Origin of the sequence: Stutzerimonas sp. S1 (assembly GCF_025966695.1) — a bacterium.
Taxonomy (GTDB): domain Bacteria; phylum Pseudomonadota; class Gammaproteobacteria; order Pseudomonadales; family Pseudomonadaceae; genus Stutzerimonas.
Map to the genome: position 1 here is coordinate 654747 of NZ_JAOEIY010000001.1, position 12516 is coordinate 667262.

General features: G+C 64.3%; 14 protein-coding genes and 1 other RNA gene. 6 read left to right on the forward strand and 9 right to left on the reverse strand.

Annotated elements, in window-relative coordinates; genetic code table 11:
- Positions 1-38 precede the first annotated feature (38 nt).
- From gcvT to N8H22_RS02950, 7 genes are all read right to left on the reverse strand, one after another.
- Complete coding sequence (gene gcvT, locus N8H22_RS02920) at positions 39-1121, reverse strand: glycine cleavage system aminomethyltransferase GcvT (protein ID WP_264589123.1); 1083 nt, start codon at positions 1119-1121, stop codon at positions 39-41.
- Positions 1122-1307: 186 nt separating this feature from the next.
- Entirely contained in the window at positions 1308-2918 is a 1611-nt protein-coding gene (locus N8H22_RS02925) for an iron ABC transporter permease (protein ID WP_264589124.1), read from the reverse strand.
- A gap of 117 nt (positions 2919-3035) precedes the next feature.
- Entirely contained in the window at positions 3036-4037 is a 1002-nt protein-coding gene (locus N8H22_RS02930) for an extracellular solute-binding protein (RefSeq protein WP_264589125.1), read from the reverse strand.
- Between the two features lie 108 nt (positions 4038-4145).
- On the reverse strand, positions 4146-5366 hold the full coding sequence (locus N8H22_RS02935) for a 2-octaprenyl-3-methyl-6-methoxy-1,4-benzoquinol hydroxylase (RefSeq protein ID WP_264589126.1): 1221 nt from the start codon (positions 5364-5366) through the stop codon (positions 4146-4148).
- Positions 5367-5507: 141 nt separating this feature from the next.
- Positions 5508-6686: a 2-octaprenyl-6-methoxyphenyl hydroxylase gene (gene ubiH / locus N8H22_RS02940; protein ID WP_264589127.1), complete on the reverse strand. Its 1179-nt coding sequence runs from the start codon at positions 6684-6686 to the stop codon at positions 5508-5510.
- 1 nt (position 6687) lies between these two features.
- Positions 6688-8022, reverse strand: coding sequence for a Xaa-Pro aminopeptidase (gene pepP / locus N8H22_RS02945; protein WP_264589128.1), 1335 nt, complete (start codon positions 8020-8022; stop codon positions 6688-6690).
- A 16-nt stretch (positions 8023-8038) separates the two neighbouring features.
- A complete protein-coding gene (locus N8H22_RS02950) occupies positions 8039-8593 on the reverse strand; it encodes a YecA family protein (protein WP_264589129.1) in 555 nt (184 codons plus the stop codon).
- A 120-nt stretch (positions 8594-8713) separates the two neighbouring features.
- Here N8H22_RS02950 and N8H22_RS02955 point away from each other — a divergent pair, with 120 nt between their 5' ends.
- From N8H22_RS02955 to N8H22_RS02970, 4 genes are all read left to right on the forward strand, one after another.
- Positions 8714-8923: a TIGR02449 family protein gene (locus N8H22_RS02955; RefSeq protein ID WP_264589130.1), complete on the forward strand. Its 210-nt coding sequence runs from the start codon at positions 8714-8716 to the stop codon at positions 8921-8923.
- Positions 8920-9234: a cell division protein ZapA gene (locus N8H22_RS02960; protein ID WP_264589131.1), complete on the forward strand. Its 315-nt coding sequence runs from the start codon at positions 8920-8922 to the stop codon at positions 9232-9234. The genes N8H22_RS02955 and N8H22_RS02960 overlap by 4 nt, the downstream gene beginning before the upstream one ends.
- A 33-nt stretch (positions 9235-9267) precedes the next feature.
- Positions 9268-9446: non-coding RNA, 6S RNA (ssrS, locus tag N8H22_RS02965), on the forward strand.
- A gap of 6 nt (positions 9447-9452) precedes the next feature.
- Positions 9453-10055: a 5-formyltetrahydrofolate cyclo-ligase gene (locus N8H22_RS02970; RefSeq protein WP_264589132.1), complete on the forward strand. Its 603-nt coding sequence runs from the start codon at positions 9453-9455 to the stop codon at positions 10053-10055.
- A gap of 31 nt (positions 10056-10086) precedes the next feature.
- Here the strand turns inward: N8H22_RS02970 and N8H22_RS02975 are convergent, their stop codons facing one another.
- Positions 10087-10236 carry a hypothetical protein gene (locus N8H22_RS02975; protein ID WP_264589133.1) on the reverse strand — a complete coding sequence of 50 codons (150 nt, stop codon included), beginning with the start codon at positions 10234-10236 and terminating at the stop codon, positions 10087-10089.
- A gap of 196 nt (positions 10237-10432) precedes the next feature.
- Here N8H22_RS02975 and N8H22_RS02980 point away from each other — a divergent pair, with 196 nt between their 5' ends.
- Positions 10433-10882: an EVE domain-containing protein gene (locus N8H22_RS02980; RefSeq protein ID WP_264589134.1), complete on the forward strand. Its 450-nt coding sequence runs from the start codon at positions 10433-10435 to the stop codon at positions 10880-10882.
- An 8-nt stretch (positions 10883-10890) separates the two neighbouring features.
- On the opposite strand, the gene N8H22_RS02985 is transcribed toward N8H22_RS02980, so the two are convergent.
- Positions 10891-11244, reverse strand: a complete 354-nt coding sequence (locus N8H22_RS02985) for a flagellar basal body-associated protein FliL (protein WP_264589335.1) — start codon at positions 11242-11244, stop codon at positions 10891-10893.
- 253 nt (positions 11245-11497) lie between these two features.
- Here N8H22_RS02985 and N8H22_RS02990 point away from each other — a divergent pair, with 253 nt between their 5' ends.
- Positions 11498-12478 carry an NADPH:quinone oxidoreductase family protein gene (locus N8H22_RS02990; protein WP_264589135.1) on the forward strand — a complete coding sequence of 327 codons (981 nt, stop codon included), beginning with the start codon at positions 11498-11500 and terminating at the stop codon, positions 12476-12478.
- Positions 12479-12516: the final 38 nt, after the last annotated feature.

Here is a 12516-nt window from a genome sequence, read left to right on the forward strand (position 1 = left end):
AGACACGCGAAGCCGTCGCGCGAAGCGGTCGCCCGAATTTACACCAGTACCTTGCCGTGACGCACGAAGGTCGGTTGCACCACCCGTACTGGATACCATTTGCCACGTATTTCCACTTCCGCACGCTCCCCTGTTGCAGCAGGGACGCGTGCCAACGCGATCGACTTGCCAAGCGTAGGCGAAAAACTGCCGCTGGTGATCTCGCCGTCGCCGCCGGCGTTGACCCGCACCACCTGATGGGCCCGCAGCACGCCGCGCTCTTCCAGTACCAGCCCGACCAGCTTGGGCAGATCATCGCGTTGCCGCTGCTGTTCGAGTACCGCGCGCCCGACGAAATCGCGCTCTGCGGGTTCCCAGGCGATAGTCCAGCCCATGTTTGCCGACAGCGGCGAGACATCCTCGTGCATGTCCTGCCCATAGAGATTCAGGCCCGCTTCCAGACGCAGCGTATCGCGTGCGCCAAGACCGATCGGAGAGATGCCAGCACCGACCAGCTCACTGAAAAAATCCGGAGCCTGCTCGGCCGGCAGGATGATCTCCAGACCATCCTCGCCGGTATAACCGGTGCGACCGATGAACCAGTCACCCTCGGCGAGCCCTTGGAATGGCTTGAGTTCATGGATCAGCGTGGCGCTCGCCTGGCTGAGCAGCTCGGCGGTACGTGCCCGCGCATGCGGCCCCTGGATCGCCAGCATGGCCAGCTCAGGGCGCTCGCGCACCTCGACTGCGTAACCGGACGCCTGCGCCTGCATCCAGGCCAGGTCCTTGTCGCGAGTGCTGGCGTTGACCACCAGCCGATAGCCCCAGTCGGTGAGGTAGGCGATGAGATCGTCGATAACGCCGCCACGGGCATTGAGCATGGCACTGTAGAGCGCCTTGCCGACGCTTTTCAGACGGTCCACGTCATTGGCCAGCAGGTGCTGCAGGTAACGCTTGGCGTCGCCGCCGGCAACGTCGACCACGGTCATGTGCGAGACGTCGAACACTCCACAGTCACGTCGCACCTGGTGATGTTCCTCGACCTGGGAGCCGTAGTGCAGCGGCATGTCCCAGCCGCCGAAATCGACCATCTTGGCGCCGAGCGCAAGGTGCTGATCGTAGAGGGGAGTACGCTGACCCATGGGTTTCTCCTTCCGGGCAGGTCGCCGAAGCGGCATTGGTGAGGCCTGGCTGTGCCGGTGTCCGCAGCGAGCGGCGGCGTTCGAATGGCGCGCATTGTAGCCCCAAGGTTGCGGCAGGTCACGGCGGGGCGACGGAGCAACCAGGGCATAGGGTTACCAGTTGTTAAGCACCACCACTGCAGGCGTTCAGCGCCTGGCCGAGCGGCGGATCAGCAGAATCACCGGCAGCAGACCGACCAGCACCAGGGTCAGCGCCGGCAGCGCCGCGCGTGCCCATTCGCCCTCGCTGGTCATCTCGAAGATGCGCACCGACAGCGTGTCCCAACCGAACGGGCGCATCAGCAGGGTCGCCGGCATCTCCTTCAGCACATCGACGAACACCAGCAGCGCCGCGCTGAGCGTGCCGGGCAACAGCAGAGGCAGATACACGCGCAGGAACAGCGCCGGCCCGCCGACACCCAGGCTGCGCGAAGCCTGCGGCAGCGAAGGACGGATTCGCGCCAGACTGCTCTCCAGCGGGCCGAAGGCGACGGCCATGAAGCGGATCAGATAGGCCAGCAACAGCGCACCAAGACTGCCGAGCAGGATCGGTTTACCGGCACCGCCCAGCCAGGCGGAAAGCGGAACCACCATGTGCCGGTCGAGGTAACTGAACGCCAGCATGATCGACACCGCCAGCACCGAGCCGGGCAGCGCATAGCCGAGATTGGCCAGGCCGACCGCACTGCGGATCGCGCGGACCGGTGCCTGGCGCCGGGCAAATGCCAGCAGCAGTGCCACGCTGACGGTGATCAGCGCCGCCAGGCCGCCGAGGTAGAGGGTGTGCAGGATCAGCCCGGCGTAGCGCTCGTCGAGATCGAAGCGGCCACGCTGCCAGAACCAAACCAGCAGCTGCAGCACCGGCACAATGAAGGCGCAGAGAAACACCAGCGCGCACCAGGCGCTGGCCGCGAATGCCTTGAGCCCGCGCAGCCGATACAGCGCGGCGGTGCGCGCCCGCTCATTGGCCGGCCGCGCCGCTCCCCGTGCACGGCGCTCGCCATACAGCACCAGCATCACCGCCAACAGCAACAGACTGGCGAGCTGGGTGGCACTGGTCAGGCTGAAGAAGCCATACCAGGTCTTGTAGATCGCCGTGGTGAAGGTGTCGAAGTTGAACACCGACACCGCGCCGAAGTCCGCCAGGGTCTCCATCATCGCCAGCGCCAGACCGGCGCCGATCGCTGGCCGCGCCATCGGCAGTGCCACCGTCCAGAAGGCCTGCCAGGGCGACTGGCCGAGTACGCGCGCCGCCTCCATCAAGCCGCGGCCCTGAGCGAGGAAGGCCGAACGCGCCAGCAGATAGACGTAAGGGTAGAACACCAGCACCAGCACCACGATCACCCCGCCGGTGGAGCGCACCCGCGGAAAGCGGATAGCGCTGCCGAACCACTCGCGCGCCAACGTCTGCACCGGACCGGCAAAATCGAGCAGGCCAATGAAGACGAACGCCAGCACGTAGGCAGGAATCGCGAAGGGCAGCATCAGCGCCCAGTCCAGCCAGCGCCGCCCCGGAAACTCGCAGAGCGTGGTCAGCCAGGCGAGACTCACCCCCAGCACGGTCACACCGACACTGACGCCCAGCAGCAGGGCCAGGGTATTGCCCAGCAGCCGCGGCAACTGGGTATCCCACAGGTGCGACCAGATCTCGCGGTCGATGTCATGCCAACTGAACAGCAGGACGCTCAACGGCAGCAGCACCAGCGCCGCGACAGCGAAAGTAATTGGATACCAGCGGTGCTCGACGGGGTGGGACACGCAAGCCTCGGAAGCAGAAAAGACGACGCCCCGGGCCAGCCGGGGCGTCGAGTATAACCAAGCCCTGCGCGACTGCGCTGAAGCAGACGCCGCGTCAGCCTCGGGGCTCAGCGCCGATCAGTTCCAGCCGGCGCGATCCATCAGCTTGATGGCCTCGGCCTGGCGCTTGCCGGCGACCTCGACCGGGATGGTGTCAGCCTTGAATTCGCCCCAGGCCGCCACTTCGGCAGACGGCTTCACCTGTGGGTTGGCCGGGTATTCCATGTTGATGTCGGCAAAGATGCTCTGCGCTTCGCTGCCGGTCATCCACTCGACCAGCTTGCGCGCCGCTTCCGGATTCGGCGCGTGCTTGGTCAGGCCGATACCGGAGAGGTTGACGTGAACGCCACGGTCTTCCTGGTTCGGCCAGAACAGCTTGGCCTTCAGCTGCGGGTTCTGCGCATGCAGGCGACCGAAGTAATAGGTGTTGACGATGCCGACGTCACACTGCCCGGCGTCCACAGCCTGGATCAGCGCGGTGTCGTCGGCAAACACGTCGGTGGCCAGGTTGTTGACCCAGCCCTTGATGATCTGCTCGGTCTTTTCCGCGCCGTGCGTCTCGATCAGGGTGGCGGTCAGCGACTGGTTGTAGACCTTCTTGCTGGTGCGCAGGCACAGACGGCCTTCCCAGTTCTGCTCCGCCAGCGCTTCGTAGGTGGTCAACTCACCATCCTTGACCCGCTCCGGCGAGTAGACGATGGTACGGGCGCGCAGCGACAGGCCGGTCCATGCATCGGTGGATGAGCGGTACTGCGGCGGAATGTTCTGCTCGACCACACTGGATTTCAGCGGCTGCAGGATACCCATCTGCTCGGCTTGCCAGAGATTGCCACCATCGACGGTCAGCAGCAGATCGGCCGGCGTGTTCTCGCCTTCGGCCTTGATCCGGGCCATCAGCGGCGCTTCCTTGTCGGTGATGAATTTCACCGCGACGCCGCTTTGCTTGGTGTAGGCATCGAACACCGGCTTGATCAGCTCATCGATGCGCGAGGAGTAAACCACCACTTCATCGGCAGCCTGAACGGCGCTCGACAGCGCGGTGAGCGCCAGAGCGGCGAGAAAACCTTTGCTTGCCTGCATGGATCAGCCTCTTGGTATGTTCGGATCAGAGGCCAAATAATAGTGAATGCGATTTAGCTTCTCAATGCGACATTTAGCGCAGTCGTTCTAACGCCGGCTTCCCAGTGGCTACGCGCGAGCGAGCTCCGGGAGATCGCCACTCAGCCCCAGGGCCTGTCGCACGAACAGCGCCTTCATCTCGGGTAGCGCTTCGATACCCTTCAGACCGGCGTTGCGCAGCCAGCGCAGCGGCAGCGGATCGGCCTGAAACAAGCGCTCGAAGCCTTCCATCGCCGCCATCATCGCCAGGTTGTGCGGCATGCGACGCCGCTCGAAACGACTGAGCACGCGCACATCGCCCGGCTGTTCACCACGCTGCAGCGCCGCCCCAAGCACTTCGGCGAGCACCGCGGCATCGAGCAAGCCAAGATTCACACCCTGCCCGGCCAGCGGATGAATGGTGTGTGCCGCATCGCCGATCAGGGCCAACCCGGGGCGCACGTAGCGCTTGGCGTGGCGCTGCCGTAATGGGATGCACAGGCGCGGATCGACCTCGAGCACCTCACCCAGGCGCTGCTCAAAGGCGCGCCCCAGTGCGGCGCGGAACGCCTCGTCATCGAGCGCCATCAACCGCTCGGCTTCCCCTTCGGTGGCCGACCAGACGATCGAGCACCAGTGCTGGCCACCCTCGCGCTCCAGCGGCAGGAAAGCCAGCGGGCCGTCATCGGTGAAGCGCTGCCAGGCGGTCCGCCGGTGCGGTTCGGCACAGCGCACGCTGGTGACGATTGCATGGTGCAGATAATCCCATTCGCGGGTTTCGCAGCCGGCGAGACGACGCACGGCGGAATTCGCTCCGTCGGCTGCGACCACCAGCGGTGCATGCAGCTGCCGACCATCGGCCAGGGTGAGGAGCCAACCGTCCGCACTCTCGCGCAGCTGATCCAGCCGCGCATCCGCGATCAGCTCGACCGTGCCGCGCGCTTGCAGGGCTTCGAGCAAGGCGTCCTGTACCACGCGATTCTCGACGATATGGCCAAGCACCTCCGCATGTACGGCGGCGGCACAAAAGTGAATCTGACCAGTGCCCGAACCATCCCATACACGCATATCCGTATAAGGGCTGGCGCGCCGCGCGGCAATGCCGGGCCAGGCGCCGACGCGCTGGAGAATCCGTTGGCTGGCGGCCGAGAGCGCACTGACGCGCGGTTCGAAGGCGCCACGCGCGTCGAACGGTCCCAGCGTCAGCGGGCCGGCATCGAGCACGACGATGTCCAGCCCGCACCCCTCAAGTGCCAGTGCCAGCGTGCTGCCGACCATTCCAGCCCCGACGATGATCAGATCCGCTTGCATCGCTATTCTCCCGGCGGCCGCGTCTGCGGCTTGAGTCGTCCATGGAACGCCTTGCGCGCCGTCGCCGACGACGATCCGCAGCCACCAGGCCCAGGCAGCTGTTCGCCGAGCGCGTACTGCATGCAATCGAAGCGCTGAAGGCTAGCCGGCACGCGTGCCCAACCCCATCGCCTGACGGGCGAACCAGCGCTTGGCAGGCGGCAAGAGGTCGAGGCCGAACAAACCGAGGTTGCGGCCGGCAATCCTCAGCGCAGCCGAATCACCGAACAGTCGGGTGACCTGGTCGGAAAAGCCGACCGTCAGCTGCTGATCGAAGCGCTGACGCGCGGCGTACCCCTGCAACACCGCCAAGTTACCCAATGCCGCTGTACTGGCGAGCAGCGCGGCACTCAGCGCATCGGCATCGCGCAATGAAAGGTTGTAACCCTGCCCGGCAATCGGGTGCAGGCTGTGCGCGGCATTGCCGAGTACCACCAGTCCCGTGCGCACCTGCTCCTCGGCCTCGACCAGCGTCAGTGGATATAGATGTCGCGCGCCGACCTGCTGAAAGGTGCCGAGGCGATAGCCGAAGGCGCGCTGCAACTCGGCCAGGAACTGTGGCTCGGGAAGCGCAGCCAGTCGCCCGGCGTCCGCCTGCGGGCGCGTCCACACCAATGCACAGCGGTTGTCGCGCACGGGCAGCAGTGCCATCGGGCCATCTTCGGTGAATCGCTCGAAGGCGAGGCCATCGTGCGCCTGCCCCGGCGTGACATTGGCGATCAGTGCCGTCTGGCCGTATGGCGTGCGTTTGATGTGGATGCCGAGCTGCTCGCGCAGCCCGGACCGTCCGCCGTCAGCGAGCACGGTGAGCGCGCTATCGAGCTGCTGGCCGTTGTTCAGCGTCAGGCGATAACCACCGTCATGTGCCTGCAGCTGCTGCACTTCGGCCGGGCAATCACGCAGCACCACGCGGTCGTCCAGTGCCTGCCAGAGGCAGTGGCCGATCCAGGCGTTCTCCACCACGTAGCCCAGTGCCTCCACGCCTTCGCGGTCCGCCTCCAGCCGCGCTGCACCGCAGCGGCCACGCTCGGAAACGTGAATGCGCCGGATCGGTTCGGCGCGCTCGGCAATCTGCGACCACACGCCCAGCCGCTGGTAGATCAACCGCGTGCCCCAGGACAGTGCCGTAGAGCGCGCATCGTAGCTCGGCTGGTATTCATCGCCGGGGGCGAAGGGCTCGATCAGGCGAATCTGCCAACCCCGCTCGCGGGCCCCCTGCTGCAGCGCCAGCGCCAGACTCGCACCGACCAGCCCGCCACCGATGATCGCCAGAGTCTGCATGTCAGGCGACCTGCTCACGAGCAGCGGCCATCAGCGCCTCAATCTCGGCCACGCTTTTCGGCACACCTGTGGTGAGGATTTCACAGCCGGTCCGGGTGACCACCACATCGTCCTCGATACGCACGCCGATCCCGCGCCATTTCTTCGCCACGTTCTGGTTGTCCGCAGCGATGTAGATCCCAGGTTCGACCGTCATCGCCATGCCCGGCTCGAGCACGCGCCATTCACCACCGATCTTGTAGTCGCCGACGTCATGCACGTCCATGCCCAGCCAGTGGCCGGCACGGTGCATGTAAAACGGCTTGTAGGCCTCGCTGGCGATCAGCTGGTCGACCTCGCCCTGCAGCAGGCCCAGCTCGACCAGCCCGGCAGTGATCACTCGCACGGTCGCTTCGTGAGCCTCGTTCCAGTGTCTGCCGGGCGCGATGTGCTTGAACGCCGCCTCGTTGGCCGCCAGCACCAGCTCGTAGATAGCCTTCTGCTCGGGGGAGAACCGGCCACCGACAGGAAAGGTCCGAGTGATATCGCTGGCGTAGCAATCGATCTCGCAGCCAGCGTCGATCAGTACCAAGTCGCCGTCCTTGAGCGGCGCGTCGTTCTCGCGGTAGTGGAGGATGCAGGCATTGCGCCCGGCCGCGACGATCGAGCCGTAGGCCGGCATCTTCGCCCCGCCCTTGCGGAACTCGTAATCCAGCTCGGCTTCCAGGTGATACTCGAACAGCCCCGCACGGCTGGCCTGCATGGCGCGGATATGTGCCCGTGCGGAGATCTCCGCCGCATGCTGCATCACCTTCACTTCATTGCCCGACTTGTACAGACGCATGTCGTGCAGCAGGTGATCCAGGGCGACGAACTCGCTGGGCGGCTGCGCACCCTGGCGCGCCTTGGCACGGATGGTCTTGATCCACTCCATCAGGCGATGATCGAAGGCCTCGTTGGTGCCGATGGCGTAATACACGCGATCGCGCCCCTCGATCAGGCCCGGAAGAATGTCGTCGATATCGCCAATGGGGAAGGCGTCGTCGGCACCGTAGTCGCGGATTGCGCCGTCCTGACCGGCACGCAGACCATCCCACAGCTCACGCTCAGGATCACGCTCGCGGCAGAACAACACGTATTCGCCGTGCTCGCGCCCGGGGATCAACGCGATCACCGCCTCAGGCTCGGGAAAGCCGGAGAGGTACTGAAAATCACTGTCCTGACGATACACGTGCTCGACATCGCGGTTGCGGATATACATTGGCGCGGCGGGCAGGATGGCGATGCTGTTAGGTTCCATCTGCTCCATCAGCGCCTTGCGCCGACGAGCGTATTCCGTCTTCGGGATGCAGGTCATGGACTGAACGACTTCCTCAATGCAGGGAGGGTTTCGCAGCCGGCGCTACCGGCTTGGCACATTCGGTGAACAGCAGCAGCGGCGCGACACGCAGGTACTCCATGACCTCCATGTAATCGCTTTCGCCCTCTTCGGACTCCTCCAGCGAATCCTGAATCTGCGCGATTGCCGCGAGGTCCTGCAGCACCTCCACGGCTTCGCCGCTCAGCGCCCGATCACCCGCGGCCAGGCCGAAGCCAGCGAGGAATCCCTGGCACCACTGTCCGAGCGCTACCGCGCGCTCGTGTAACGGTGCGTCATCGGTCGGCAGTAGCAGCACCACGGCAATGTCATCGCCGGCCAGCTCGCCTTTGACCATTTCCTGCAGGCCGATCAGCGCTTGGCGGACATTGCCTTCCGGCATCTCGCCGAGCAGGTCTGCGGCATCGGTCAGCCAGGGTTCGACATCGAAGCCGGCACCCGCACAGCTACGACCGAGCAGCAGGCCGTGCAGTTCGGCGGGGGAAACGACTTGGGGGCTGCCGGCCAGCAGCGTGGCGAAGGCGGCGTAAGGGGAATTCTGAATCGACATGGGCGGCTAGGCGCACGGGGGCGCAATGACTAGAATGAAGGCTTCGTATCCTAGCACCGGCGGCCGAGACAAGACCATCGAAGCCCGCAGGAACCAGCCTCCGCGCGCCATAGGAAGCCCATGGAAGACGCCGATCTGCGATTGCTGACCGCTAAGCTGGAGCAGCTGGTCCAGCGCATCGAACAACTGAAAGCCCAGAATCGCCTGCTGCTGGCCAATGAGCGGGCGTGGCGCGAAGAACGCGCTCATCTGATCGAAAAGAACGAAATGGCCCGGTTGAAGGTCGAATCGATGATTTCGCGCCTGAAAGCCCTGGAGCAGGACTCATGACCCAGCCGAACACCGTTACCGTGCACATCATGGACAAGGAATATTGCATCTCCTGTCCGCCGGAAGAACGCAGCAACCTGGAAAACGCGGCGCGCTATCTGGATCGCAAGATGCGCGAGATCCGCAGCAGCGGCAAAGTCATCGGCGCGGATCGCGTAGCGGTGATGGCGGCGCTGAACATCACCCACGAGCTTCTACACAAGAATGATCGCCTGGACGCCGAAGCCAACAGCGCCCGCGAACATGTGCGCATGCTGCTGGAACGGGTCGACAGCGCCCTGGCCACCGATCCAGACCCTTCCGCCAACTGATGAACGGTCAACGTATTGAGGTATAATCCGCGCAACTCCCTGGCATGTACGCCAGTCGGCGATGACCCTCTCCCGATAAGCAATACCATGGAGGCTACATGTGGGGCCGGTGTGCATGTCCGCCTGACGGAAAGCCTGAAGGTTCTCTGTAGTCGCCACCTTGAACTCTCGGGTTCAAGGGCCTACGCCGGCAGCGGCATGCTGGGGAGTCACTTTTCATGATCGCAGCCGAAGGCCTCACACGCCCGGCGCTGCGCCGCAAACTGCGAGAAGCGCGCCGCGCGCTTTCGCCCGCCCAACAGCGACTCGCCGCACGGCGACTCTATCGCCAACTGGCACAACACCCCCTGTTTCGACGCGCCCGCCATATCGCGCTTTATCTGCCGAACGATGGCGAGATCGACCCCGGCCTACTGCTACGCGAGGCGCAACGCCGAGGCAAAGCGACCTACCTGCCGGTGCTCAATCCCTGGCCACGCACCCGCATGGTGTTCCAGCGCATCAGCCACGGCGAGCGGCTATGGCCGAATCGCTTCGGGATCCATGAGCCACGGCGCTGCCTGGATCGGCAACGCCCGGTATGGGCGCTGGATCTGCTGCTGATGCCGCTGGTGGGGTTTGACGAGCAGGGTGGGCGCCTGGGGATGGGCGGCGGTTTCTACGATCGCAGCCTTGCGTATCGCTCCATGCGCAAAAAAGGTCACAAACCGACCCTTCTCGGCCTAGCCCATGATTGTCAGAAAGTGGATCGACTGACTCTGGCGAGCTGGGATGTCCCCCTGCAAGCCACGGTGACGGACCAGCGCTGGTACGATCACTGAACCAGCTTGCCGCATCCCTGCGGCACACCGCTTAGCGGTTCTGGGCCTGTCCCTGAATGACCGGAACCAGCAAAGCGTCGTCGCTCTCGCGCTCCCAGAGACTCTGTGTGTAGCCTGTGGTAACCACGCCGAGCCCGAAGATAAGTACCAATACCCAAAGAATGTCCGGCTTGCGTTTCATCGTGATCGCCTCCCCCTGTCAGGCGAATGGTGCTGTCGAGTCGATGTGCTTTATCGTTCTAGGACTCGATATACGCCACTTACAGCCGCGGCATTTTCCGTGAAGCACCGGCGGTGCGCAAATCGGCGTTACGACCGATTGTCGGGGAAATTTGCCATCATGGCCCTATCGAACCGTTCGAGGGAAAGCAAAGCCCATGCCGTATTGGCTAATGAAATCGGAACCCGATGAATTCTCGATTCTCGACCTGGAGCAGAAAGGCCGCGCCCGCTGGGATGGCGTGCGCAACTATCAGGCCCGGAACTTTCTGCGCGACATGGCCGAAGGCGAGCTGTTCTTCTTCTATCACTCCAGCTGTGCCCAGCCAGGCATCGCCGGTATCGGTCGCATCGTCCGCAGCGCCTATGTCGATCCAACGGCACTGCAGACCGACAGCCCGTACTTCGATACCAAGGCACGCGCGGAAAAGAACCCCTGGAGCGCTGTCGACGTCGCCTTCGTCGAGCGGTTCCAAACGCCGCTTTCGCTGGCGAGACTGAAAGCCGAAACGGCGCTCGCACAACTGGCGCTGGTACAGAAGGGCAGCCGACTGTCGGTGATGCCGGTCAGTGCGGCGGAATGGGCCGCAATACTGGCGCTGCGCTGAATCGTGCGTTACTGAATGATCAGATTGTTGAACAGCAGATCATCCACCAGCGGCTGCCCCTCCTCCTGGATGAGGACCTCCTGTACCTGCTTGAGCGCCTCCTGCCGCAATTGCTCCTTGGCCTCGACACTACCGAGGCTCTGCTCGGTCTGCTGCGAGAAAAGCATGACCAGCTGATTGCGAATCAGCGGTTCGTGGTGCTTCACCTTGTCTTCAGCCTCTTTGTTGGCGATGCGCAGGGCGACGTCGGCCTTGTAGTACTTGAGCCGCTCGCCGGAACCGTAATTGCCGACCATTGCCGGCACCAGCGCGTAATAGAGCGTCTTCGGGGCAGCCTCTTCGGCGGCGGAGGAACTGGCCATGGCCGGAATGGCCAGGCCAATGGCGATAAGGAAAATGAGGATGCGCTTCACAGGGGTGCTCCGGAGGAATCGGCCGCCAGCATAACCAGTGCCGAAGCGCGACCCAAGCCCCCGCTTATACGCCAGCATTACAGGCGGGCATGCTCATTGTGCGTCCCCTCCAGCCTTCTAGACTGCAACGCACCAGACAGGCCGCACGATCCGCTCAGTCGCGGGCTCGTTCGCGCTATCCGACAATCCAGAAGGAAATCCGATGAAAGCTGTCCTGTGCAAAGCCTTCGGTCCGACCGAAAACCTGGTCGTGGAGGACGTCGCCAGCCCAATACCCAAGGCCAACGAGATCCTTCTCGACGTCCACACGGCGAGCGTCAACTTTCCCGACACCCTGATCATTCAGGGAAAATACCAGTTCAAACCTCCGCTGCCTTTCTCCCCCGGCGGCGAAGCGGCCGGGGTGGTGGCAGCTGTAGGCGAGAAGGTCAGCCACCTCAAGGTAGGCGACCGCGTCATGGGGCTAACCGGCTGGGGCAGTTTCGCCGAGCAGGTAGCGGTGCCGGGCTACAATGTGCTGCCCATCCCGCCGAGCATGGACTTCGCTACCGCAGCCGCCTTTGGCATGACCTACGGCACCTCGATGCACGCGCTCCGGCAGCGCGCCGATCTGCAGCCCGGCGAAACCCTGCTGGTACTCGGCGCTGCTGGTGGCGTCGGCCTGGCGGCGGTGGAAATCGGCAAGGCGATGGGAGCGAGGGTGATTGCCGCCGCCTCCACCGCCGAGAAACTCGAAGTGGCGAAACGCGCCGGCGCCGACGAGCTGATCAACTACAACGAAGGCAGCCTGCGCGACCGCCTCAAGGAGTTTACCGGCGGCCAGGGCGTGGATGTCATCTACGATCCGGTCGGCGGCAAGCTGTTCGAAGAGGCCTTTCGCAGCATCGCCTGGAACGGCCGCATGCTGGTGGTAGGTTTTGCCGCGGGGGGAGACATCCCTGCATTGCCGGCGAATCTGCCTCTGCTCAAGGGCGCAGCGCTGGTCGGCGTGTTCTGGGGCGCATTTGCCCAGCGTCAGCCGCAGGACAACGCGGCCAACTTCAAGCAACTGTTCGCCTGGCATGCCGAAGGCAAACTCAACCCGCTGATTTCACAGCGTTTCACTCTGGATCAGACCGCCGAGGCGATCGACACGCTGAGTCAGCGCAAGGCGGTGGGCAAACTGGTGGTGCAGGTGCGCTGACGCCAGTGCGCGCAGCGCAGCGTTTGGCTGCCGCGCGC